Source organism: Ruthenibacterium lactatiformans, assembly GCF_000949455.1.
GTDB lineage: Bacteria > Bacillota > Clostridia > Oscillospirales > Ruminococcaceae > Ruthenibacterium > Ruthenibacterium lactatiformans.
On sequence record NZ_JXXK01000032.1, the window covers coordinates 18,002 to 42,205 of the forward strand.

28 protein-coding genes, 1 tRNA gene and 1 pseudogene are annotated in these 24,204 nt (G+C 50.6%); 6 read left to right on the plus strand and 24 right to left on the minus strand.

Annotated elements, in window-relative coordinates; all coding sequences use genetic code 11:
* Positions 1–13: 13 nt before the first annotated feature.
* The 17 genes and pseudogenes from TQ39_RS16235 to TQ39_RS16320 form a co-directional block, all read right to left on the minus strand.
* Complete coding sequence (locus tag TQ39_RS16235) at positions 14–643, minus strand: hypothetical protein (RefSeq protein WP_050006310.1); 630 nt, start codon at positions 641–643, stop codon at positions 14–16.
* Position 644: 1 nt separating this feature from the next.
* A complete protein-coding gene (locus TQ39_RS16240; RefSeq protein WP_050006311.1) occupies positions 645–3,095 on the minus strand; it encodes a VirB4-like conjugal transfer ATPase, CD1110 family in 2,451 nt (816 codons plus the stop codon).
* Positions 3,037–3,462 (minus strand): PrgI family protein, encoded by a 426-nt coding sequence (locus TQ39_RS16245; RefSeq protein ID WP_050006312.1) that lies wholly within the window; start codon positions 3,460–3,462, stop codon positions 3,037–3,039. Before TQ39_RS16245 ends, TQ39_RS16240 begins: the two co-directional genes overlap by 59 nt.
* Positions 3,404–4,030, minus strand: coding sequence for an MT-A70 family methyltransferase (locus TQ39_RS16250; RefSeq protein ID WP_050006313.1), 627 nt, complete (start codon positions 4,028–4,030; stop codon positions 3,404–3,406). Before TQ39_RS16250 ends, TQ39_RS16245 begins: the two co-directional genes overlap by 59 nt.
* A 12-nt stretch (positions 4,031–4,042) precedes the next feature.
* Positions 4,043–4,912, minus strand: coding sequence for a VirB6/TrbL-like conjugal transfer protein, CD1112 family (locus TQ39_RS16255; RefSeq protein WP_050006314.1), 870 nt, complete (start codon positions 4,910–4,912; stop codon positions 4,043–4,045).
* Between the two features lie 21 nt (positions 4,913–4,933).
* Positions 4,934–5,149 (minus strand): Maff2 family mobile element protein, encoded by a 216-nt coding sequence (locus TQ39_RS16260; protein WP_050006315.1) that lies wholly within the window; start codon positions 5,147–5,149, stop codon positions 4,934–4,936.
* Positions 5,150–5,252: 103 nt separating this feature from the next.
* Complete coding sequence (locus TQ39_RS16265; RefSeq protein WP_050006316.1) at positions 5,253–5,468, minus strand: Maff2 family mobile element protein; 216 nt, start codon at positions 5,466–5,468, stop codon at positions 5,253–5,255.
* A 93-nt stretch (positions 5,469–5,561) separates the two neighbouring features.
* The gene (locus TQ39_RS16270; protein ID WP_050006317.1) at positions 5,562–7,334 is read right to left on the minus strand and encodes a VirD4-like conjugal transfer protein, CD1115 family; all 1,773 of its coding nucleotides are present in this window, start codon (positions 7,332–7,334) and stop codon (positions 5,562–5,564) included.
* Positions 7,331–7,822 (minus strand): PcfB family protein, encoded by a 492-nt coding sequence (locus tag TQ39_RS16275; RefSeq protein ID WP_050006318.1) that lies wholly within the window; start codon positions 7,820–7,822, stop codon positions 7,331–7,333. The genes TQ39_RS16270 and TQ39_RS16275 overlap by 4 nt, the downstream gene beginning before the upstream one ends.
* 133 nt (positions 7,823–7,955) lie before the next feature.
* Positions 7,956–8,816 carry an ATP-binding protein gene (locus TQ39_RS16280; protein ID WP_050006319.1) on the minus strand — a complete coding sequence of 287 codons (861 nt, stop codon included), beginning with the start codon at positions 8,814–8,816 and terminating at the stop codon, positions 7,956–7,958.
* Positions 8,813–9,583, minus strand: coding sequence for a replication initiator protein A (locus TQ39_RS16285; protein ID WP_050006320.1), 771 nt, complete (start codon positions 9,581–9,583; stop codon positions 8,813–8,815). Before TQ39_RS16285 ends, TQ39_RS16280 begins: the two co-directional genes overlap by 4 nt.
* A 353-nt stretch (positions 9,584–9,936) precedes the next feature.
* Complete coding sequence (locus tag TQ39_RS16295) at positions 9,937–10,917, minus strand: ParB/RepB/Spo0J family partition protein (protein WP_050006322.1); 981 nt, start codon at positions 10,915–10,917, stop codon at positions 9,937–9,939.
* Positions 10,914–11,693, minus strand: coding sequence for a ParA family protein (locus TQ39_RS16300; RefSeq protein ID WP_050006323.1), 780 nt, complete (start codon positions 11,691–11,693; stop codon positions 10,914–10,916). The genes TQ39_RS16295 and TQ39_RS16300 overlap by 4 nt, the downstream gene beginning before the upstream one ends.
* A gap of 18 nt (positions 11,694–11,711) precedes the next feature.
* Positions 11,712–12,020: a DUF6050 family protein gene (locus tag TQ39_RS16305; RefSeq protein WP_050006324.1), complete on the minus strand. Its 309-nt coding sequence runs from the start codon at positions 12,018–12,020 to the stop codon at positions 11,712–11,714.
* A 109-nt stretch (positions 12,021–12,129) separates the two neighbouring features.
* Positions 12,130–13,464: pseudogene (locus tag TQ39_RS16310) on the minus strand (DEAD/DEAH box helicase family protein); the annotation flags it as partial.
* 42 nt (positions 13,465–13,506) lie between these two features.
* Complete coding sequence (locus TQ39_RS16315; protein ID WP_050006325.1) at positions 13,507–14,400, minus strand: DUF5655 domain-containing protein; 894 nt, start codon at positions 14,398–14,400, stop codon at positions 13,507–13,509.
* Positions 14,393–14,620 (minus strand): helix-turn-helix domain-containing protein, encoded by a 228-nt coding sequence (locus TQ39_RS16320; protein WP_050006326.1) that lies wholly within the window; start codon positions 14,618–14,620, stop codon positions 14,393–14,395. The genes TQ39_RS16315 and TQ39_RS16320 overlap by 8 nt, the downstream gene beginning before the upstream one ends.
* Positions 14,621–14,970: 350 nt before the next feature.
* On the opposite strand from TQ39_RS16320, the gene TQ39_RS16325 reads away from it, so the two are divergent.
* From TQ39_RS16325 to TQ39_RS21010, 6 genes are all read left to right on the plus strand, one after another.
* Positions 14,971–15,714, plus strand: a complete 744-nt coding sequence (locus tag TQ39_RS16325; protein ID WP_050006327.1) for a hypothetical protein — start codon at positions 14,971–14,973, stop codon at positions 15,712–15,714.
* A gap of 478 nt (positions 15,715–16,192) precedes the next feature.
* On the plus strand, positions 16,193–16,453 hold the full coding sequence (locus TQ39_RS16330; protein ID WP_050006328.1) for a hypothetical protein: 261 nt from the start codon (positions 16,193–16,195) through the stop codon (positions 16,451–16,453).
* A 5-nt stretch (positions 16,454–16,458) separates the two neighbouring features.
* A complete protein-coding gene (locus tag TQ39_RS16335) occupies positions 16,459–16,788 on the plus strand; it encodes a plasmid mobilization protein (protein WP_050006329.1) in 330 nt (109 codons plus the stop codon).
* A gap of 229 nt (positions 16,789–17,017) precedes the next feature.
* A complete protein-coding gene (locus tag TQ39_RS16340) occupies positions 17,018–17,404 on the plus strand; it encodes a replication initiator protein A (RefSeq protein WP_050006330.1) in 387 nt (128 codons plus the stop codon).
* Complete coding sequence (locus TQ39_RS16345; RefSeq protein WP_050006331.1) at positions 17,391–17,792, plus strand: cysteine-rich VLP protein; 402 nt, start codon at positions 17,391–17,393, stop codon at positions 17,790–17,792. Before TQ39_RS16340 ends, TQ39_RS16345 begins: the two co-directional genes overlap by 14 nt.
* Positions 17,793–17,934: 142 nt before the next feature.
* Complete coding sequence (locus tag TQ39_RS21010; RefSeq protein ID WP_156146376.1) at positions 17,935–18,111, plus strand: hypothetical protein; 177 nt, start codon at positions 17,935–17,937, stop codon at positions 18,109–18,111.
* Positions 18,112–18,165: 54 nt separating this feature from the next.
* On the opposite strand, the gene TQ39_RS21475 is transcribed toward TQ39_RS21010, so the two are convergent.
* The 7 genes from TQ39_RS21475 to TQ39_RS21295 form a co-directional block, all read right to left on the minus strand.
* A complete protein-coding gene (locus tag TQ39_RS21475; protein WP_207641409.1) occupies positions 18,166–18,741 on the minus strand; it encodes a helix-turn-helix domain-containing protein in 576 nt (191 codons plus the stop codon).
* Positions 18,690–19,106, minus strand: coding sequence for a sigma-70 family RNA polymerase sigma factor (locus tag TQ39_RS16355; RefSeq protein WP_050006333.1), 417 nt, complete (start codon positions 19,104–19,106; stop codon positions 18,690–18,692). The genes TQ39_RS21475 and TQ39_RS16355 overlap by 52 nt, the downstream gene beginning before the upstream one ends.
* Positions 19,107–19,238: 132 nt before the next feature.
* Positions 19,239–20,855 (minus strand): amidohydrolase, encoded by a 1,617-nt coding sequence (locus TQ39_RS16360; RefSeq protein ID WP_338092840.1) that lies wholly within the window; start codon positions 20,853–20,855, stop codon positions 19,239–19,241.
* Between the two features lie 165 nt (positions 20,856–21,020).
* Positions 21,021–21,111: transfer RNA gene (locus TQ39_RS16365), tRNA-Ser, on the minus strand.
* Between the two features lie 97 nt (positions 21,112–21,208).
* A complete protein-coding gene (locus TQ39_RS16370; protein WP_050006335.1) occupies positions 21,209–22,336 on the minus strand; it encodes an anaerobic sulfatase maturase in 1,128 nt (375 codons plus the stop codon).
* 128 nt (positions 22,337–22,464) lie between these two features.
* Complete coding sequence (bsh, locus tag TQ39_RS16375; RefSeq protein WP_050006336.1) at positions 22,465–23,442, minus strand: choloylglycine hydrolase; 978 nt, start codon at positions 23,440–23,442, stop codon at positions 22,465–22,467.
* Complete coding sequence (locus TQ39_RS21295; RefSeq protein WP_167541545.1) at positions 23,388–23,666, minus strand: hypothetical protein; 279 nt, start codon at positions 23,664–23,666, stop codon at positions 23,388–23,390. The genes bsh and TQ39_RS21295 overlap by 55 nt, the downstream gene beginning before the upstream one ends.
* Between the last annotated feature and the right edge of the window lie 538 nt (positions 23,667–24,204).

Consider the following 24,204-nt stretch of genomic DNA (forward strand, 5'->3'; position numbering starts at 1 on the left):
TGACCACAGGCAATCAGCGCTCCATTTCACTCCAGCGCTCACAGATTTCATCCGCCATACACTGGATCATGGACATCAGCTGCTCTACAGCCTGCTTCGTGACCGGTTCTCCGGAGAAGACTGCCTTCATAACTTCCATCATGATGTCAATACCTTCGCACAGGCAGAGCATGTCATCCACTGCCTTGTCGTAGGCATTCATGGTGAAGATCACGCCACCGCCAGACTTCTCCAGCTTTTCCAGAGTGCGAAGCATTGCCAGCTGGTGTTCCGGCAGGATCTCCTTCAAGAGATCATCAAAGCAGGAACCACAGCACTCCGTACAACCGGCACAGGGATTCTCCATCGTCTGAGCTACATCCATCTTGTTCTTATCCATCTTCATTGCATCCTCCTTCATTTCCTTGTTGCGCTCGTCCATCATCTGGATGGCTGCGGTAAACATGTCGCACATCTCTTCGGCCTCTTCCCGGATATGGAGATAGGCCTTGTGATGCTTTTTCAGTGCGCTTTCCATGTGGTACATGTCAATCAGCGCCTCCAACATCTGGCGCAGCAGCTGATTGTCCTCTTCCAGCACCCGCAGAGGGGCGCTGGAGGAAGGCATGGTGTTAGTCAGGTTCTTGTTGTTAGTCACGTTCATGTCAGATACCTCCGTTTTCTTTGTTGATTTCATCCGGCTTCGTGGTCATGATGGCATACAACGCTGTATCCTTCGGGAATTTATCCTTGAAGGGAATGATGGTGTTGCCATAAAAAAGCAGCCCTTCACCTTCATTGCTGTTCGTCACATAGGACAGCTGGTGAGGACTGATGTTGAGCTGCTTGGCGAGGATCTGCCGGTCTCCGCCTGCCTGATTCAGCATGTAGATAAAGTCTGAATTCTCGAAGATGTTCTCAATCTCACGGGAAGACAGCAGATCCTTGACATTTTGCGTAATACCGGTCGGAATACCGCCCCATTTTCTGAAACGCTTCCAAATCTCCACGCTATAAGCGGCGGTCTGCTCGTCTTTCAGGAGCAGATGGAACTCGTCCATGTAGTATCGGGTGGATTTATGCTCGGCACGGTTGACCGTCACTCGGTTCCAGACTTGATCCTGTACCACCAGCATCCCAATCTTTTTCAGCTGCTTGCCCAACTCTTTGATGTCAAAGCAAACCAGCCGGTTGGTGATGTCCACATTCGTGCGGTGATTAAAGACGTTCAAGGAACCCTTCACGTAAATTTCCAATGCTGTAGCAATCCGCTTTGCCTCTGCCTCTTCCTGAGAGAGGATGCAGTTATACAGATCCTCCAGAATCGGCATGTTCTCCTTTGTGGGATTTTGCAGGTATTCCCGATACACCAGCCTCACGCAACGGTCAATGATGGTCTTTTCCACTGGCTCCAGACCGTTCTTTCCACCCACGATCAGCTCACACAGGGACAGGATAAAGTCCGCTTTCAGGCTGATAGGGCTTTCATCTTCCGAATAATTCAGGTTGATGTCCATAGGATTCACGTAATCGGTGCTGTTGGGGGAGACCTTGATCACCTGTCCATGCAGCGCCTTTACGAGGGGATAATACTCACCCTCCGGATCGCAGATAATGACATCATCCTGCGTAATCAGGAACGCATTGGTCATCTCACGCTTGGCCGAGAAGGACTTGCCGGAACCGGGTGTGCCAAGGATCAGGCCGTTGGGATTTTTGAGCTTTTTCCGGTCTACCATGATCATGTTGCTGCTGACCGCATTGATCCCGTAGTACAGAGCCTCACCGCCTTGAAACAGTTCCTGTGTGGTAAACGGAACAAAGATGGCTGTGGCCGATGTAGTCAGCCCTCGCTGAATCTCAATCTGGTTGATACCGATAGGGAGGCTGCTCATAAGTCCCTGCTCCTGCTGGAAGTCCAGACGTTTCAAAGCACAGTTATATTTCTGAGCCACACCGGCAGTCTGAAAGATGATGTTATCCAGCTTCTGTTTACTCCTTGCCGTGTTCATCACCAGCACCGTGACAAGGAACATACGCTCATTGCGGGACTGGAGGTCTTCCAAGAGTTTCTTGGCCTCGCCGCCATAGGTCACAATGTCAGAAGGCAGCACATCCATGTCATACCCGGAGCGTACCGCCTTCTTCTGTTCCTCAATCTTCATTTTGTCAATGTCGGTAATCTTCATCTTGATCTGCTTGATGGCTTTGGCCTGATCGATGCTTTGAACATGCAACGTCAGCATGATGCTGTTATCCATGTCAAGGAAGTCTGCCAGCATCTTATCGGACAGCTCCGGCGCAAGGATCTGGAGAAAGGACACTGCGCCGATGGTCTTTCCCATGCGGAAATACTTACCGTCACGGAAGTCAAAAGAGGTCGGTGCAACAAAATCCTTTGTGGAGAGGCCGGTACGGGCAACCATATCAAAGTTGAAGATGAAGGGATTCTCCAGCTCTGGGTTCAAGGTCTCATACAGGAGCTTCAAACGCTCATACCCGCTAAGGGAATGGGTTTCCACGCCCATATTTTTCAGGTTGCTGATGATGTCGGCCTCAATCCGCTCCAGCTTGGGCTTTGCCACCCGGATGCTCTCTGCCTCCACACCAAAGGTCACGTATTTATAGCGCATGAGACCGTTATTGCCCTTCGCCAGCTGGTTTTTAAGCATCGAGGCATATTCCTCCCGGATCCCGTCAAACTCGTCCTTCTGAGAAGGAATGTCGATGGTCTCCGCCATTTCAGCTACATTGGCGTACTGGCTAATGCAGCTGAGCTGCAAATGAATACTGGCATCAAAGTAATTGTAAAAATCGCACCAGTATTCAAAGGCAGCAGTCTTATCCTCATTCTGTGCCAGCTGATAATTGATGTCGAAGAACTGGATGCACTTGGTATAGTAGTGATTATTCACCCGGCAAATGCCGTCCTTAAACATCTCCTGATAGGGCAAGGTCTGCTGGGCGCTCTTCGGCACCTTTTTGGCCTTTTTCTCTTTCAGCTTAGCCTTCACCAGTGCTTTCTTCTGTTCACCGGAAAGGATATTGCCATATTCCTTACCGTCTCTTACCTTTGTCCTTGCGGACGTGACGGGTGCCGGACTTTTGACCGGCATTTTCTGTTTCTTTCCCAAGTCCTAATACCTCCTGTTCGTAGATTTCCTCTTGGATTTTGGCGTAAAAGTTTTCCGTCTTGTACGGCCTCACACCCGGAACCATCATCTTGCACCGGATCACATCCATGATGATTTTCTCCAGCGGTCTGCCGTCCTTCTCGTAAATTGCAAACATGAAGAACGGCAAAACCATCAACACCATGATCGATGCTGCGGTTGTCGTTCCCAGAGAGTCCTTTGTCAGAAGATAGAACAGCACGCCCAAGCCGCCACCGCAGCCAAAGCAGATAAGCTGCCGCTTCGTCAGGTTAAACAGCACTTTGTTCTTGACTTTCGTCAGATCCTTCGGAACCTGCACATAAGCCATTTTCATCACCCCTTTCTTGGAGAAGTGCCACATCACACTCCACTTCATTGCCCCAGACATCCCAGCCTTCCGGCTTCTGTCTGGCGAACAGCTCAATGCGGGGAACATCCCCCATCAGCTGCTCAATGCGGTCACGGGCTTCCTGTGGCTTTTTGCTGTGTTCCTCAATATGGCTGAGAATCACCTGATGCACTCCGGCTGATACCCGCTTAGGGCTGCCTTTGGTTGCCAAGATGCAAAGCTCAGCATTTGCCCGTGTCCAATAGCCCATTCCCCAAAAGAGGGAATCACTCTTCTTGTTCTGCTTGATCCACACAAAGGCTACCGTCTTAAAGGAAAATCCCCATGCTTCCAGCACTGACAGTCCTTCCAAAAGACAAGGGAACGTCACCCACAAAAACAGGGCGCAGTCTTTCGCTGCCAGCTGTTCCACCGGCAAAGCACGGATGTCCTCAATGCTCATGGTTGGGTAATGACTGTCAGCACTACGCCCAGCCCCTTTCTTGGAATAAACCTGATAGTGCCAAGGTGGATCCGCATAAATCACGTTGTACTTTTTTTCTTCCATCCGACTGCCTCCTTAATGTGCGTTCAGGATCGACTTACTGAGTGAGCCGGTCTTGAAAAGTGCAAAGCACAAAACCACTGTATAGGCCGCAATGGAGAACAGCGCCGAGTGGATGTTACTGGATACCGTCATGCTGTTGACCAGCACGGCATAGATACCTACGCAGACCATGATGAAAAAGCCCTGAATTGCCAGAGCTAAAAGGCCTCTTGCGTAATTGTTTCCGATGGAACCCCATTCACGGTTTGCGAATGTGGCAAACGGAACCGGTGCCACAGACGTGTAGAGATAAATTTCAATCATACGCCCGTATAGGATCACCGTAATGAGTATCGAGATAATCTTCATACACATACTCACGAGCATCGTTTCCAATGCCAGCTGCAACAACTCTCCCAATTCCAATGCTTCCATGGAAGATTCCATTGTTGCAATCGTTGATGCAATATCAATATTTGTCTGTCCGTTGATCACCCCCGCAGCAGCACTGACGAGGTGTTGCCCCACGTCAAAGAATGCCATCGTGATGTCAAAGGTATGGGAGACCAAATAAACGGCCACCCATGCCTTGAAAAACCACTTGAAGAACATCCAAGTGTCCATATCGTGCATGTTGTTCTTTTCCGTAATCATGGAAATCAGCTCATAACACAGCACGAATGTGATGATCAGCCCCGCAATGGGGATAATCACGGAATCAGACAAATTTCTGATCATTGAGAAGATACTTCCGTTCCATGCCTGCGGTGTCTGTCCGACCTGCGAGGCAATGGTGGAAGTCTTGTCATTGACATCGGTGAACATGGTAGTCAGATTACTCTTAATGAACGCAATCAGAAGCTCTTTTAAGGCTTCCTCTATCTGTCCAAAAAGATCAAACATCTGCTACGTCCTCCTTTTTTCTTAGCCAAACAAACTGGTCAACATCGGCACCAGCGTGGTTCCGATCAGCGCTACGCCACCACCGGCCATCAACTGTTTCATAGCCTGACTTTTGGCTCCGGGATTGTCATTGCCATATCCTTCCATCAGATTGACCACTCCCCAGATACCGAGACCTGCCCCAAGGGCGATTACCAAGGTCTGCAAAACACCGACTGCGCTCTGAAAAAATGCCATAATTCATATCCTCCTTAATGTGTTGGTTGATTGGTTGTATCAGAGAAGGGCGCAACTTCCGGTCAATTTGACCAGAAGTCCGCCCCAACTCACGAGTGAGTAATTAGCCAAACAGGCTGGTCAGCATCGGCACCAGTGTGGTGCCGATCAGCGCCACGCCACCACCGGCCATCAGCTGCTTCATACCCTGACTTTTGGCTCCGGGATTGTCATTGCCATATCCTTCCATGAGGTTGACCACCCCCCAGATACCGAGACCTGCGCCAAGGGCGATTACCAAGGTCTGCAAAACACCGACTGCGCTTTGAAAAAATGCCATAATTCATATCCTCCTTGTTGTGTTGGCCTGAAACAAAAAAAGAGGGGAATGTTCCGTATCGTCAGAACATTCCCCTCAACTGAGTCAGGCAAGTTATGCGGTTTCTTCTTCGGGAAGCACAATTTCATGCACCTCCACCGGTTCATCCTTGCGGAGAACCAACTTGTGGCTCAGATACTTTTCAATATCAAACGCCAGCTTAGGGTTACTATCAGAAAGCTCCTTGTACCGCTTATGAGCGGTAATGTCAAACTTGCTGCTGAGGAATGGCCTCACGCCTCTCAGCTGCAAGATACACTTGGAACCATCCATGACTGCAAGTTCATCTTTTGACATAAGGTCTTTTCCAGTTTTTTGATAATTTATGCCGTAGGAACGGCTCTGGCCTCTTGTGTCAGAAGTGTTGTACAGATCGATGGTCTCTTTCCCAAGGATCTCTGATATTTCTTTCAGGGTGGAGCTTTCTTTGCCACCCAAAAACAGTGTGGTATCACAGTTTCCCACAATGGTGTCGCAGTTATCTTTGTAGATGGCCTTCAACTGGCTCTGTGACTGCAAGATAATAGAGGCCGATATTTCACGGCTTCGGATTGTGGCAATCAGCTTTTCAAACTGCGGGATCTGGCCGATGTTTGCAAACTCGTCTAAGAGGCACCGCACATGTACCGGCAGGCGGCCTCCATAGACATCATCTGCCCGGTCACACAGCAGGTTGAACAGCTGCGTGTACATGATACTGACGATGAAATTGAAGGTGCTGTCTGTATCAGAAATGATAACGAACAAGGCCGTCTTCCTGTCACCGATTAAATCCAGCTCCAGTTCATCGTAGCTCATGATCTCACGAAGCTCCGCAATGTCAAAGGGAGCAAGTCTTGCACCACAGCTAATCAAGATCGATTTTGCTGTTTTGCCCGCCGCCAATTTGTACTTGCGGTATTGCTTCACGGCAAAGTGTTCCGGATCCCTCTGTTCCAGCTCTTCAAACATCAGGTCTACCGCATTTTTGAAGTTTTCGTCATCTTCCCGTGCTTCGGAAGCGTTGATCATCTCCAGCAGCGTGGTGAAATTCTTTTCTTCATCCGGTGCTTCATACCAGATATACCCGATGTACGCCTGATACAGCAATTTCTCCGCCTTCACCCAGAAATCTTCTCCGGATTTATCCCCCTCACCCTTGGTATTGGTGATGATGGTATTCACCAGTTTCAGAATATCCTTCTCTGAGCGGATATACATGAGCGGATTGTAGTGCATCGACTTTTTGAAGTTGATGGTATTCAGGACTTTGATTTTGTAGCCGCCTCTTCTCAGCATGTGGCCGACCTCAACAAGGACAGTGCCTTTCGGATCAGTAACCACGTAGGAGCTGTGCATTTGCATGAGATTGGGCTTAACGAAAAAGCGAGTTTTGCCGGAACCTGAACCACCGATGACGAGGACGTTTTTGTTCCGTGCATACTTGGGAGCCTTTGGGCGGCTGTTCATGGTGAGCTTTTCTGTAGCTGTCAGGATAATGTTGTTCTCTGGGACAGGATCGATATAGGGCTTGATGTCTTCTGCCGTACCCCAACGGGCGGAACCGTACTCCATACCTTGCCGGTACTTTTTCTTGTTTTTTCCCTTAAAGTAAACCACTGCCCGGAATAGAGCCGCACCGGTAAAGCCGATCAGCAGATCCACCGGATGAAAGCTGGGAAGTATATTGGAGAAGGCGTGACTAAAATGCAGCATCACGCCATAGAGCTTCATGCCGATCTCCGTAGCATCCACCATCCGGTAAAGCCATGCGATCTTATCTATCACATACCAGACCACCACATAGGGCAAATTCAAGATTAGGAGCTTTTTTACATCCAGTTTCACAGTTCCTGCCCCCGATCTTTTGTTTTTGCCCGCTCACGCTGCTTCTGACCACGGACTTTCGCCAGAGCCTTGGCAAGCGTCTTTCGGATGGAAGGCTTCTTGCTTTTGACCATCTCCTTGGCGCTGTACTCCTTGAATGCAGCTGTCATTACGTCCACATCCCTTGCCTTGAAAAACACAAGGTACTTAGGCGGAGACTGAGTAGCATCCTTTTTCAGCGCAAAGTCGATCCCGTACTTTTTGGCCGTTCTCTCAAAGGACTTGATGTTGCCATCCGTCACTTCGATATTGGTCAAACCGGTATTCTGCTTCATCAGCTGGGCAATGGTCTGTTCCCCTTGAACGGTCTTATTGCCATTCAGGAACTCCAGCATTGCCTTTTTGAGTGCTTCCCCGGTCATCTTGCCTGCACGGACAGAGAGAGCAATCACCTTCATGCCCACCTGCGTTCCTTGCTGCACCATTCTTTCATTGATTTCATCCTGCATCCGTTTCCCTCCTTCCGTTCAGATTTGCAGAAATGCTTTGAATAAAAAAATCCGCCATAGCCGGGACATACCGGTTTCTGACGGATTTTTCTGCCAAGGCGGATACACCCGCTGCCATAGCCAAAGTTTCATACTATTTTTCACCTCCCATGCTGTCAGCAAAAAGGCCAACCAGAAGCTCCCGGTTGGTCTGTGCGATTTCGGTTCTATAGTTTTTTCCAGTAAAGGCAATCGGCTGGCAGCGTTCCAGTATCCGGTCATAGATACGGGCATGAGCCACATCCGACGGATCCGGATGCTTCATCTGCTGGAGGCCAAGATTGGTTGTAATAATCATGGGCTTCCCGCTGCGGTATCGGCTGTCAATCACATTGAAGACCTGTTCCAAGGCATACTCCGTGTTGCGTTCAATTCCAAGGTCATCTATGATCAGCAGCGAATACTGGTTAAAGCTGTCGATATACTTGTTCCTGTCTTCATTGAACATTCCGGAAAGGCTATTCAAAATCTTAGAGAAATTGGTCATCAGCACTGGGATCCCTTGATCCAGCAGAGCATTTGCAATGCACCCGGCAAAGAAAGACTTGCCGGTTCCCACCTTACCGAAGAGAAGTAGACCAATATTCTGCGCATAAAACTCCGGCCAATGCTCTACATACGCCCGTGCCTTCTCCATAGCGGGATTGTCTCCTTTGTCGTTGGCAAAGGTATATGACCTGAGCGCCGGATCCTGTAATCCAGCCGCTTTCATCCTCTGAATTTGTTGGATACGCTCCAAGCGTTTGCGCTCTTCCTCTTCCAGCCGGTGTTGCTCTGCTTCACAGGCGCACATGCAATGAACCGTATGGCTTTTCCCAAACAGCTCAACCCGAACCTGCTTTTTCGTATGGCACTTTCCACAATAGAGAAGTCCATCCTCTGGATTTTGGTAATCTCCCGGTTCTGCCGGGATATTTTCATTCTGAGCGATCAGGCGCTCAACCTCGCTTCTCATACACAATCACCTTCCTCATAGCTGTAATCAATACCTCCCTTCACTGGCTGCTTCTTTTTCTGATCCTGTCTCGCCCAGCGGCGTATGGTAGCCAGATAGTCCTTGTAGCTCTTACCTGTGGAAGCCATGTATTCTGAGACACGTTCAATACGTTCCTGATAATCAGCAGGGAACTCCACCTTTAGCTTTTCCATATCCGTATCCGACAAAAGGACATTATGATACCGGCCATATTGGTGGCGCTGCTCTCTCTTCTCAGTCTTATTTATCTCAGTATTGTTTATCTCAGTATTATTAGTGCCGGAAAAACCGGTCTCTGGATCCCGTTTTTTGCGGCCTCCAGAAACCGTTTTTTCCGGTGTCAAGAGTCCGCTGCTTAGCGGAGTCTGGTATCCGCCGCTCGACAGGAAGTGTTTGACATAGATCATATCGGGTTTTCCAAAGCCCTGACGTACACGATGAATCAGTCCAATTCCTTTATTGGTATCCAATTCCGAGAGCATCTTGGTACACTTATCTGCACTGCATTGGAAGCATTCACACATGCTCGCCACAGTAAAGTAAATGAAAACCCGGCCTTGCTCGTCTATCCAGCCATTCTTGCAGGACAGCGCCATACGATCCAACATCATGCCATAGAGCAACTTGGCATCGGTCGAGACATCCTTGAATTCCGGCTGTTCAAAGAGTGCCTTGGGTATCCGATAGAAAGCATATTGTTCCGCCTCCATGCCATAGTGGAACGGAAATCGGTTCTCCGCATTCATCTCAATCCTCCTTCCTCAAAACTCATGCCGGTTCATATTGCTGCACCCACCGGTCTCAGCGTGGAGATAGCCTGCTTACCTGAATAGGGGCAGACCGAATACACACAGCACTGGTGCTTCCATTGTGGCCGATGGAATCGGCAGCTCTTACACTCCGGGCATACCCCTGTATTCTTCTTGGTCTCGAAGTGGTCGAAGCCGGGGACATCCTTCATCATCCTCTCGAAGGCTCTTGTAGAGCCACTTGTAAACGTCATGATCGTTTCCTCCTTCTGAAAATTGGCAAAAAAATAAGCCGTCCACTTCGTACTGCTACGAAATGAACGGCTCTGTGTCTTTGTGACTTATTGAGTTTATTGGGCTACTGCATAGTATCGCTCCAGTGCTTCCACGATGACCTGCTGGATATGCTCCGCTTTATCCTCCGGTTTGAAATACTTGGAGAACAACGTGACATCCATTTTGATGGTCTGAAACTTGGGAACCGGTGCTTTGTCTTCCAGCCACCCCAGCATCATTTGCTGGATCGTCTCTTCGGTCAGACTGTCTCTTTCGCTCCGAAGTACCGCTGAGGTTTTACCATTCAGACGGTATCCCAGCTTTTCGGCGGAATCAAACACCCAGTTCTGTGCGGCACTGCTCAGGTAGGAAAGGTTGATTGCCACCTGCATGGTGATTTCCTTGTTGTCCATCATGCGCTTATATGGCTCAATCAGCTGATTTACCCGGATTAGCCTTGCAATGGAGCTGTCAGAGAGGCCGTATTCCTTGGCAAGCCTGCCCCGGCTGTCCAACTTCTGTTCAATTTGACCGGAAGTTGCTTCTCCATTCTCCAGAAGCTCCAGTTCTCTGCGAATGTCGTTCCTGCTGCCTTGGGAAATAATCTGGTTGTACTGAACCGCAAGGACAGCTGCCTGCTCCGAAGGGTACATATCAGAGAAAGAACGCTGCTTCAAATTAGTCTCGACAACATAAACCAAAGCATCTTGATCTGTCAGACCTTCTTTGATGATAGCTGGTATCCGGTCAAGTCCAGCCAGCTTAGCAGCTGCCATCCGGTTATGACCGGCCAGCATTTCATACTTGTCATCCGCTAGTTTGCGGACAATGACCGGAGTAAGTACACCGTTCTCCCGAATACTCTCCACCATGTCATCCAAGCGTTCACCCTCATAGAGATAGAACAAATGCTCATGATAGGGAGCAATCAGCTCCATATTCAGGTTCACAACCCGGTTGGGGGAAATGCTAACCGGCTCCTGCTCTTCATAATCAGCGGTCAACAGGTCAACCGCATCTGTGACAATTCTTCTTCTCGGAGCATCTTTCTTCATAAGGCCACCAGCTCCTTTGCAAATTCCCGATAAGCTATGCCAGCAGTTGCTTTGGGGCTGTACTGCTGAATGCTCATGCCATAGTAAATAGATTCTCCAACTTTCACCGTTGCCGGTATTGTGGTGTTGAAGATGGGAACCACTTTGTTGTATTCATCGTAGACCTGATCCTTCAAGACCTTGCACAGGTTCGTGCGAGAATCACACATGGTCAGGAGAATTCCGGAGACCTCCAAGCGGGTGTTTATCCGCTTCTTGATTTTTCTTACGGTCTTCATGAAATCCTGCAACCCCATCATGGCAAGAAGCTGAGGATTAACAGTGATGATCACCTTATCCGCAGCGGCCAGCGCATTGATGGTCAGAGAGCCAAGGGAAGGGCAGGTATCAATCAGAATATAATCGTAGTCATCCCGAAGGCCTTCCAGAATTCCGGCCAGCATCATCTCACTGCCCATCTCCAGCCGGAGGGACGCATCCACCACGGAAAGAGAAATGCTGGAAGGAATGAAATCAACACCATTGGCCGTTTTGATGTAGGCCGCTTTATCTGGCAGCTCGTCTTCTTCCATTCGTGCCATCATCAGATGGGATATGTTCGGTTCAATAGCATTGGGATTTTCAATCCCATAGCAGCTGGTCAGATTTGCCTGACTGTCAAAATCCACAGTGAGAACTCTCTTTCCAAGCTGATGCAGGCTATAAGCCAGATTGAGGGTAGTAGTGGTTTTACCCACACCGCCTTTTTGATTTGCGATTGCAATTATTTCAGCCATGAGCGGCCTCCTTTCACATCAGAAAAAGCATTGAATCAGATTGACAATTCCTTTCAACACTGTGAACACCAGCACGAACCCTCCGATGATTCCACCGATGATCAGATTGAACGCAAACACGCCAACCGTACCGGCAAGACCAAAGTTGAAGGGAACCAGCCACATGCACATCCGGCGGATACCGAAAGGACAACCAATCAAAATCCACATCAGAAAGAAATCGCATTGCCCGTCACTCATATAGACTGGGCGAAACAGTAAAGCCAAGAGTGCAGCCAGCACAACCGGCAGCACCAGATTACGCAGCACTTTTGCGCCTTTGCTCATAAAACCTCCTTATTGACATTTTCATTGCCTCTTTTTGGGTCAAAAAAATAGGCCTAAGCCAGTCAAGCCCTTGATTTATCAGGCTTTTCTGATTTAGTCCTATTATCTCATAGGCATCCACGATGATGTAATCGTAAAAATCGGGACTCGTCTTTTCCGTGAAGCTCTGTGAGTTGAAAGTCTGGATGGACAGAAACAGGTTGTCGATGCTCTCCGGCTTATAGTTGCCTACAAATAGCTCACCAAAGTTTGCGTCCTTGAGCACGGCGCGGAAGGTGTACAAGCTCTGCTTGAGGATTTCCTCCCGGTGCGCCACAAAGAGCAGGCGGCAGGGTCGATCCGGATTCTGCTTGCGGAAGCGCTTGTAATCCAGCGCAGAGATGACCGTCTTGCCGGTACCGGTGGCCGCCACCACCAGATTGCGCGTATAGCCACGAACAGTGCGCTCTGCCTCCAGTTTGTCCAAAATCTCCTGCTGGTAGGAATAGGGGTTGATGTCCATGGTGTAGACATCGGCGTTGTTGGTGTCGAAATATTTTTCCGCCTTCAGTGCCCGTGCCAAGCGCTCTCGCTGATCCTCCGCGTAGTATTCAAATTCGCGGTCATTCCAGTAATACTCAAAGGTAGCGGCGATCTTGTCGATGGTTTCGGGCAAGTCGCGTTTCGTTACCTTGGTGTTCCATTCAAGACCGCTGGTCAGTGCCGCATTGGACAGGTTGGACGAGCCCACATAAGCCGTCGTGAAGCCGGTTTCGCGGTAAAAGATATATGCCTTGGCGTGGAGCCGGGTCGTCTTGGTGTTGTAGCTGACCTTGATGTGTGTATTGGGCAGTTTTCGAAGCTCCTCAATGGCTTTTACATCGGTAGCGCCCATATAGGAGGTGGTGATGATGCGGAGCTCGCCGCCGCTATGCGTAAACTCCCGCAGCTCGTCCATGATGAGCCGCAGACCGCTCCATTTGATGAAGGACACCAGCATGTCAATTCTGTCAGCAGAGACGATCTCCTTTTTGAGCTCTGTGAACATCTGCGGCTCATGCACAGCCCCAGTGAAAAGTGAGCTTTGTGCGATGGAGGTTTCCGGGCGCTCTATGTCCGCCGCAGTTTTCCCCACCGCCAGCCGCGGGTCGGTCTCCCGTAAAAGCGAAAGAAGCTGCTCTGCCCGCTGGTCAACGCCCAGCGCGGCAAAGTCAGCTTCTTTCGTTGTACTTTGAATGAGGTCAACGATCTGGTTGGTCAGCCCGATCTGGGCAGAAATATCCCCGCCGTTGTCCAGCACGTTATCCAAGCCCTTTTGAACCACATCCGCCAGATACTGCGCCAGCACTTTAGAAGCTTCTGCTTTGTCAATAGGCGCAACAGACTTGCGGGCCTCCGGAATCTCCGCAAGCTCGCCCGTCAGGGCATTGTTGATGACTTGTTCATAAAGACCGGGGTGTAACATAGTAAAATCCTCAATTTCTTCGATCGTTAGGAATTCTCAAATTTAGTTTTCATCAAATGCTCGGTCGATTAGAAGCTTTGCCTTCTCGAAATCCGCACCACTTTGCAAATAGAGCTCAACCGCACCGCAGCCCCAGTGACCGATGTTTGTAACATCTCTTGAAAAGCCTTCTTCAAATGATACAGTAGACACATCAAGCGGCAAATTCAGAATTAGCTTTTTCTTTTGGGCGACTACCGTGACCACATTTCTGATTTTCTTAAATGCCGCATATAGTTTCAGATGACTTTCGCTAATATCATCACCAAGGCTAAGAATATAGTTGGAAAGGTTTTCGTACAACACTCTAATGTTCTCGTCAGCATTTCTGATCTGCTCATCGAACGTTTTATCAGTAGCTTTTGTTTTGCTGACGGGTTCATTATCAGGAATAGCGGAGACAACATTCTCATTGACTTGCTCGAACATAAGCAGGTCCTCTCCGAATTTCTTATATCGGATCAAGCTAATATTGCGGTTCATCTGTTTGATTGCAGACTCATCATATTTTGTGAAGTCACCCGCGACACATACAACTCGCGGCATGCTCCAATCAATGTTATTTGCCGCTTTCAAACCCAGCTTTTCAATTACAAGCACTTTGAAACTGTCTTTATGATCCAAAAGCCAGTTCAAATAAAATAGACCTTGGTTAATCACATTCTCCTTCACAGACCGCTTGTATTCAAAGATGACAGGGCAATGGTTTTCGTCAATGCCAATGCTGTCCATGCGTCCACCATCCGTTGTGCGATACTCAGAGGCAAGAAATGTTACCCCGAAGAAGATATTCATATTATTTTCAATCACTGTCTGAAGTTCTTTCTCAAGTGTGACAGTGCCACTTTGATATTCTTTTACTGCGCCCTTTATGTTAAAAAGTTTTGTGTCAGCCATCGTATTCTCCATCCCTTTCGTCATTGGTAAACTCCATCACATCTCCGATATTGACATCTAACGCAACGCAGATCCGATTGAGCACGGACAGCGTGACTTCCTCATCCCGCCGCAGCCGGGTCATGGTGTTCGGCGCGATGCCTGCCGCTTTGCGCAGATCAGCTTTGCTCATCTTCTTATCGACGAGCAGCTTCCAAAGCTTGTTATACGAAATAGCCATTTCCGTTCGACCTCCGGCTACAAATATCGTTCTAATTATACATCTTTCCCGATCACAAGGCAAGAGAGCTTCGCATCATGTTGCGAAACTCTCTAATTCCAAAAACAGCTTGCACGAAAGACTCTCACGCATAGATCGTTCGTATATTTTGGCAGCAGTTTTGCTTTACGTTTTCCGCTCGGCGTCAATATCATAAGGGCTTGGGATTATCCCAAAATCGCCGCGTGTCCGGACAGCGGCTGTGCTTGCTATTCTCTCAAATCCCAGTTTTCTCTGTCCCAACGCCGCTCTTTCTCTCCGCCGAAATCTGTGCTATACTGTAAGAAAATCAGCAGAAGGAGGGCTTATTCATGGCGCTCAAACGGGTATTTGCCGGGTTTTACGAGCGGTACGACGGAAAGCCCATCTTCGTTGTCCGGGTGCTCAAGGACATCGACACCGGCGAGTCCATCGTGGTCTGCAAGGATGCCAGTTTTTCCAAAGAAGACAACGAGCATTACTACCTCATCCGGTACACCTCCTTCTGCGAGCAGGTCGAAGTCGATGGTGTGCTGCGGGATAAATACGTCCGCCAGACCCGGCGCGAGATCGACGAAGGCACCGTCCGCGAAGTGTATGAGGACGGCTTTCCGGAGCCCAAAAGCAAGCCATTCACTTATGTTGATGACGAGTACGTGGAGCGCGCCATCCGTTGCAGCAGAACCTACTACGAATACGCCAAGGATATCTGTGAAAACTACCGGATGGATTTGCGGCGATACAAACTCATCCGGGAGCGGAAACAGTACATCGGCATATCCAACCGCGAGGCATATCAGGCCATGTGTGAGGATCTCGCGTTTGCCCAGCAGTCGTTCAAAACGGTGCTCAACGACTACGCCGATCTCTTCCGGAAACGCTTTTCCGAGGGGCTGTCCATCCGCAAAGCGGCGAATGCCATGCAGCAGAATCGAGGTGCGATCGAGCGGCGGCAAACCGCACTCTATCGGTCGTTCGCCCAGCTCTTGCAGCAGCGGGACGTGGCAGATGGTGTCTGTCGGCTGATGCAGAAAACTGAATACGATCAAAGAGATATAGAGGATTTGCTCGAATAATTGATGCAAAATCAAAGCGCTTGTCGTAGTGGCAGGCGCTTCTTTTTTGCCCTTGTTATGACAAAACCGTGACTCTCCGCATCATTTTGTCCGTTGGAAAGTAGAAAGGGCAATTTGGAGCAGCGCACAGAATTTATTTCACCGTCCTCGAAACTTTTTTGAGAAATCTGGGACAAAACCGGTCTCTGATTCACTTAGCTAAGTAGAGGGCGGATCAGGGGCAAGAAAAGTTTTTTGAAAAAGGGTGCCAAGTTTTTGAGGAAAAATGTCCGTTGTAAAGTAGAGAGGAAAACGTCTGTGAGACAAAATCGTGACACTCCGATTCATTCTGTCCGTTGGTTATATAGAAGGGGAAAACAATTTTCTCTCGACCCCTGTTTTTCTTTTGAAAATTGTCCGTTGTAAAGTGAAAGGCAAACAGCTTCGCTTCCAAGCCGCCCTTCAAACAAAGTTTTTCAAAATTGAAAGGAGAAACATTATGATCACTTACCACAACCACCCCCACATGACCGCTGTACCCACCCGCCTCCTGCTGGATACGAACCTCTCCGCAGAAGCCAAGCTCACCGGCGCGCTCTTGTATACCTTCAAAGACGGCGGTCTGAGTGCGCAGGAACTTGTAAATGTTCTGAGCCTCCCGCCTGAAAAAGTCGCTCCGGTTTTTGCTGAACTCACCGGCAACGGCTATCTGGAAATTCTGGAAGAAAACGGTGCCTTCGGGCTGCACCTGAAGGGGTGAGCCTCATGCCGGATCGCACACGACCCATCCGCAAGGAAATCTGCCTGAACGAGCAGGAACTGAATCTCATCCAGCACAAAATGCGCCAGTTGGGGACACACAACTTCGGCGCTTACGCCCGCAAGATGCTGATCGACGGCTACATCATCAAGGTGGACTACACCGAGCAGAAGAAGCTGGCCGCTGCCGTCAGCCGTGCCGCCTCGAACATCAACCAGATCTGCCGCCGCATCAACAGTACCGGGCACGTTTATGAAGATGACGTTGTCGAGCTGAAAGCGCGGCAGGCCGAGATCTGGGAGCTGCTGAAAGCGCGGCAAAAGGACGAGCTTTGACCACAACGGGATTTTCCATGTGTGGGTTTTCCGTCACCGGTTTTCCGGACGGTGGACAAGCTGACGCTCCGGAGTGTACCGCAGCCGGATTTCAGGACGACGGTTTTTGTGCCCTCCATCGGGGCTGAAATTCATCCTCTAACCAATAAGAAATAAATCAAGATACAAGAGAATCAATCTATCAATCAACACAAAAATGGATGGATTGATGGATGGGACAGGAGGTCAGATGAAAACTTTTTGCAAGCTCACGGCGCAGAGCCCGGCGGCGTCCTATGTACCGCTTCCAAGGTTCCTTCTCCAAGACGAAGCCCTGCGGGACATCAGCAACGACGCCAAAGTGCTCTACGCGCTGCTGCTGGACAGAGCCAGCATCTCACGTCAGAACGGCTACGTCGAGCCGGACGGCACGATCCGGCTGTACTTCACCTTGGAACAGGCGCAAACCAAACTCCACCGCAGCCGCCAGAGCGCCACGCGAATCTTCCGCGAGTTGGAGTACAGTGGCCTGATTATCCGCCGCAAACAGGGCTTGGGCAAGCCCGCCCTCATCACGCTGAACTACCCAGCGGACGCAAAGCTCATCGCAAAGGAGGGTGAAGATGCACAAGCTTGACCCCATCGAGCGCCTGCCAGACGGCTCGCTCTTTCGTCTGACGCCGGGACAGCTACGCAGCGTGCGCGGCCTTACAAAGCGCTGCTGCAACTTCTTGGATGGCGACTGCCTGCTGCTGGACGGTGTTTGCCCGCAGTACATCTCCCGCAGCCTGCTTTGCCGCTGGTTTCGCCGCGCCGTACTGCCCCAGCAGCCAAAGCTGGAACAGGCCATTCTCAGCCCGAAAAAACTCCGCCGCTGCAAAGTCTGCGGCACGGGCATCCTCGCCCGCTCCGGCAGGGCAAAATACTGCCCCGCCTGCGCCAAGGAGGTTCATCGCCAGCAGAAGGCGAAATCCGACCGCAAACGGCGGTCCGGTGTAGACAATTCAGGGTCGAAAAGCCCTTGAATTGCAAGCATTCCCGCACCGCCAAAGCCACGCGGCAATACGATTTCCCTCGCAGCCGTGAAATCGAGTTCTATTTGTCTACATAAGCACCGGAACACACGCATAGATTGAAGAAGAAAACGCTCTGGAAAGGAGGGCAGCCATGGAAGTATTTCTGATCTTCCCGAAATCAAAGCAGGCTCGGCAGGAGCTTTGGCAGGAGCTGGCGAAGTTCCAGTCCGAGCAGGCGCTGAAATCCATCCAGAAGCTGCCCTGCTCCACGGAGCAGAAGCTGGAGCTGGTAGACGCCGCCGTGAAGCATCTGAAAGCGCAGCAATAATACATAGCAAACGAGCAGACCAGCCTCAATAGCCGGTCTGCTCGTCTGCTATGGTTATGTCTGTTTGAAATACTTCTCCCATGTAGATTTGATAATCTGCACGCTTCCCTGTTCCCATCGCTTGAACTTTTGCAGCGGGACGCCAAGCTGCGCTGCATATGCCTTCTGCGTCAAGCCGAGCCGCTGACGTATGGCTTTGATTTGCTCCCCCTGTCCCCGCAGCAGAAACAGGTTATAGTCATCCAGCAAATCCTTCAGCGGCACTTCAAACAGCTCCGCCAGCTTCTCCATATGCTCCTTCGGATAAAAGTCCCGCCCTGGCTCTTCGTAATGGATGTAGGTACTGCGGTCGATACCGATATAGTCTGCAACATCGCGTTGGCGAAGCCCCTTCTGATAGCGATACCACCGCAGCTTGTCCGCAATTTCCGTGATCTCGGATGCGTCCGAAAACCGCAGATTGAACTTCTCGGCATCCAAAAACTTATGTGGAAGGACGACCGGAAACTTGAGAATTTGAAGCGGCGCAACTTTTAACGTACCTGCAACATTCGCAGCCAATACATAGCTGCGGACTTTCAGGCGGCAGAACATAGACCATTTTGCCCCAAAAGGTTCATGGTTTTCCACCTCAACCGCCGATTGTTCCGCTGCGATAGTATAGCATTTTCAATGCAGCGCGCTGCATATGTGGCAAATCGTGCGCCTTTGGTATTGTCAAAGCTGTTCACCGCCTTGATAAGGCCGATGGTTCCGATGCTGATCAGGTCCTCCTGGTCTGTGGAAGAAGCGTAGTATTTTTTTACGATGTGCGCCACGAGGCGCAGATTGTGCCGGATGAGCTTATCCCGCGCCGCCATGTCGCCGTTCTTCATCGCCTCGAATGCTGCGATCTCGTCCCGCGCGGAAAGAGGCTTCGGGAAACTGCTGCTTTCCAGGTGCAGTGCGAAATATAAAATCTGGCTTGCGACAAAGCTGAATATGATACCAAACATCTGTATGCCCTCCTTGTATGCGATACTACATTGTATGGCAGGGGACACGGCGGCATGCCGCGGGACAGGCGCGTTCGCTATGTTTTGCCCATTGGAAAGCGGCCCGCATATTGCGGGCCGCTTGTGCTGCATTCAGATGTCTGTACGGTAGATCGTCTTTCCGTCCTTGACCGTCTCCAGAATACGGATATCACGAAGATGCATGGGAAGCGCCTTCAATGGGTCCTCCTCCAGAATCACCAAATCCGCACGTTTTCCCGGACGCAGGCTTCCTTTGCTTCCTTCCTCAAAATACTGGTATGCCGCATTGATGGTCACGGCGCGCAGAGCATCCAGGACCGGAACGCGCTCCTGCGGCCCCAGCACCGTCCCCTGCTTTGTAACGCGGTTCACTGCGCACCATACAGTCTCCAGCATGTCCGGCTGGATAACGGGTGCATCCTGATGGAACGTATAACGGAGGCCCTGTGCGCCCGCAGAGGCCGCGGGGCTGATGCGCGCCGCGCGTTCCGGTCCGAGATTCTCGAGATGCACGTCGCCCCAATGGTATACATGAGCCACAAAAAAAGACGGTATCATCCCGTTCTGTGCCGCCCGGGACAGTTGGTCCGGCGCAAGCATCTGCGCATGGATGATAACGGGACGTATTGCCCGGCAAGGCTTACCGGACGCAGCGCGAGCCCTGAGGCGTTCCCCATACACGCGCAGATACTGTTCGCAGGCGGCGTCTCCGTTGCAATGCACCAGCAACTGCATATTTTCGTCCAGCGCTCGGTCCACATACCCGGCCAGTTCTTCGTTGCTCATACGCGGATAACCGCGATAATTTTCCTCTGCACCGCAGTACGGCTCCCGCAGCCACGCGGTGCGTGCCTGAGGTGAGCCGTCCAAAAAAGTTTTGTAGCCTCCCACCTTAAAACGGCCGCTGTACTGTCCGATGTGTTCGGACAGCGCCGTTCGCATGCCGTCCGCCTGTGTGATATCCAGATATCCCACCACGTCCAGCTTCAGCAGGCCCGCCGCGCACAGCTGCCTGTACAGCGGTTCCATCGCCGGTATCATCATCCCTTCCTGCACCGTGGTGACGCCACGCCGCGCATAGCCGTCCTGCGCGCGCAGATATGCGCCCATCAGGTCCTCCGGCGCCGGCATTGGAACGCGGCTCTGGCAATTCAGAAAAGCGGTCTCTTCCATGTAGCCCGTCACCTTTCCGTCCGCGACCTCCATCACGCCGCCCTCCGGCACAGGTGTATCCGGCGTGATTCCCAGCCGTTCCAGCGCAAGCGTGTTCAAAACACCCGTATGGCCGGACTGGTGAGCCATAATCACCGGATTGTCGGGAGCGGCACGGTCCAGCACTTCTCTGCGCGGCGGACGTTTTTCCCGAAGAACGTTATGGTCGAAACCCTGAGCGGCGACCCATTGCCCCTTTGAAATATGGTTATCGCGGATAAACGCCGCGATACGTTCTTCGATCTCGTCAAAGCTGACGGCCTCGCCCAGGGGCACCTGCAAAAGTGCGTTGGCACAGCCGGAAAAATGGCTGTGCGCGTCAATGAACGCCGGCATCAGCGTATGGCCTTTCAAATCGACCATCTCACAATCCCGTCCCGCCGCCGCGCGCACCTCTGCCTCGCTTCCCACGGCGCGGATCACGCCGTCCTCCACCAAAAGCGCCTGCGCATACAAAATGTCCTCCATTGTAAGCACAGTCCCGCCGTAATACATCCGCTTTGCCAAAGCGAGCACATCCTTTCCTTTTCGCACCCTACCGGCGCTTTATGATTTACTATACATCGAATAGTTTTCCAATTTTACTGTAAATCATGAATAATGCGTAAACAAGGCCCAGCCTTTTGTCCAAAGACAAAACAAAACGCACCGGAAGCATTTTCAGCTTCCAGTGCGTTTTTCTGGCGGAGAGTTAGGGATTTGAACCCTAGGTACCTTTAAAGGGTACACACGATTTCCAGTCGTGCGCCTTAGACCACTCAGCCAACTCTCCAAGCAAATGGTGCTTTACTATATTACCCAAATATCGGAAAATTGTCAAGTGTTTTTTTGCCGTTCTGGATTTTTCTGCATTTTTGCGGGAGAAACGCTTACCGCATTCTGCTCCGGCGCTCCTGCCAGGCGATCTCACCTATGCGATCTGCGGCATATTCAAAAAAGCGCCGAAACGATTCGCAATAATAATTTTCCGTATCGTCCGCCCCGCCTGTCCAGTCGCGCCTGCATCCCCCATTGCACAGCGGCACCCATCTGCAGCTTGCACACCGGGACGGGCGAAGCCGCCCCTGCCGTAAAAATTCGGAAGCCGTCTCATCGTTCGCCAATTGTTTCAGACTGTCTGTATGTACGTCGCCCATCCGCCATCGGTCCAGCACATAAAAATCGCAGGGATAAACACCTCCGTCCGCTTCCACGACAAAATAGCTGCCACAGCCGCCCGAAGCCGCACAGGTGCTTGCCGGCTCCCCCATTGCAAGATGAACATAGTCATCGAACAAGCGCACGCTGGTATAGTGTCCTTCCGCCCAGTCGCGGTACCATTGGTCAAATAACCCGCACAAAAAATCTCCATACAGTTTTGGCGTCAATGAATATACTGCGCGGCCCCGCTGTTCCTCCAAGGGATCAAGACATGGAATAAACTGCAGATAGCGCACTCCCAGCTTTTTCATTGAGGCATATGTTTTCTGCGGATGCTTCGCGCATTGCCCCGTCACGACGCATAACAGGTTTGTCTCCACTTCAAATTTTTGCAGCAATGCCAGCGCCTTAGCCACACGCCCGTATGTGCCTTCCCCTTTTGTGTCCACGCGGTAATGGTCGTGCAGCTCCCGATACCCGTCCACAGAGAGGCCCACCAGAAACTGGTTTTCCTTTAAAAAGTGCGTCCATTCCTCATTCAGCGCCATGCCGTTTGTCTGAAGCGCATAACTCACCTGCCGGTCCAGCGGCCGAAACGCGCTTACCATCGCTACGAAATCCCGAAAAAAGTCCAGCCCGGCCACCGTAGGCTCGCCGCCCTGAAACGCAAAACTCACCGCTCCGTGCTCATCCGCTGTTGCAAAAGCTGCTTTAATTAAAGCCCCGGCGGTTTCACGGGACATCACGCCCATGCTCTTCACTTCCCTGTTGTCCGAAACATCCGCATAAAAACAGTAACGGCATCTCAGATTACACAGGCTGGAGGCGGGTTTGATCAAAAGATTGACGTTCTTCACCGCGCATTCTCGCTCCTCTCTTATCGTGCGAACTCAAAACACCCCGGAAACCAGTATAGCAAATCGCTGTTTCATACACAACAAGAACGGCCTCATCATACATTTTCCGAGTTATCCGCCTGAGAAAATCAATTTTGCATTTTGACTTGCTGCTCCTGAATCAGAGGATAGCGCACCAACCCCGTACTGGCCAGGGCTTCATGGTGCATATCCACAGCAGTGATCTGACGGTTTTCATAAGTCGTATAATAATAAATGCCTTTGCTTGCATTGCAGCAAGAAGTATAAAGCGTTATTTCATATTTTCCATCTCCCACATCGCAGCAGCCGCGCTGCTGCTCGACCGAGCCGAGAATGTGGAAAAACTGGCTGACGCTCTCCTTTTCCGTACAGCCGGAAACGGAATTCATCCTAGTGAAAGCGGCCCGGACAAAACGGGACTGAGAGGATAAATCGCCCGGCAGCCCGAGCCCGCCCATCCCGCGGCTGTATGCGGATAACGGCAATTCGGAAGAAAATAAATTTTCCGGTGTTTTCGGAGACAGACGCATATAATTGTTGAGCCCAAACATTTGTTGTTCAAAAGGAGGGTTGTTGGTGAGGACGCCAACCGGATTTTCATAAATCCTGAGCCCCTCCCGAACCGATTCGACCGTAATGGCCCCTTCCCGGTCGGCGATCAGCCAATGAAGCTGTGCTGCCGGCATCTGCTCATTGAACGGAAGTCCCACAAGATTGGCTTTTGCAAGGAGCGCGCCGGCCTCCTTCACAGTGGCGCACTGTCCCAGGACCCAAGGAATAAACTCGAATACAGCGATATTATCCTTTCCCTTCGCCGGAGACGCCGCATAACAAGCATTCCCCACGAAGTTCAGCCCTGCCATACCCAGCCCTTTTTCGTTGACCGCGTCGTAATACAGCGGATACTCCTGTGCAACACAAGCCATACCGATAACAGCAAAATGGTGCGGCATCTCCGCCATATACCGAAAAGGAAACGGCTCGTTGCGCGGCGTTATTACGACTTCTTCCCCATACGAAAATTCGTAGTCTAATGTGCGTCCAAAATAAAAATCCTTCGTTTTATAGGTCGCTGCCGTACACATGTGTTATCCTCCTGCTGCAAAAGTTGGGTTTTTCCGCGATAACTGCCATGCCTCAAACCTGTTCGCGCTTCAGGGCCCATTTTTGGGGTATTTTCAAAAACTTTCCATTTCCAGCGCCGCATTTCTGCCGAAAACTCTGCTGCTTTTGAGGCACCAAATTCTTTACCTTTATATTTTACAATATCTGTCCTGTTTTTGCACGCGGACGATAAATATTTTTTCATATGCTATTTTTTTATCCATCTGCTTTTCCTCGCTCAGATTATGCGGCCCCCATCGCCTGCGACAGTAATTCTTTGTCTTTTGCCGCATTTCTATTTTTTAATCGTAAGTCATACGGCGGGTTTCTCAACAATTCTATATGACAGCCTGTCAAGAAAAAATAATGATGAATATCGGCCCCGACGCCGGTGCATGCCTACATCCGTTCATCCACCGCCATAAGTTTATGGCTCAGGAACTCGTTGCGTTCATGCAAAATCTGCCGCAAGAAAAAAGCCATCCCTAAGGGATGGCTTCGGCAATATGCGTCCAAGGACTCAATCCCCGGGGCCCGCTGATTAAAGGTCAGCTACTCTAACAACAGCAACAGGCTAAAAGAAAAGTCTAACCGTTAATACAATTCGCAGGATTCCGCCTCAAATCGACTCCCAATATCCATACATTCGCGTTACGAATTTGTAGCGTCTTATCCTTCGCTTTATTTATTGATGGTCTTCCAGCCAGCGGACCGCGCAGTGCGCCAGACAAGCGGAGCCGATT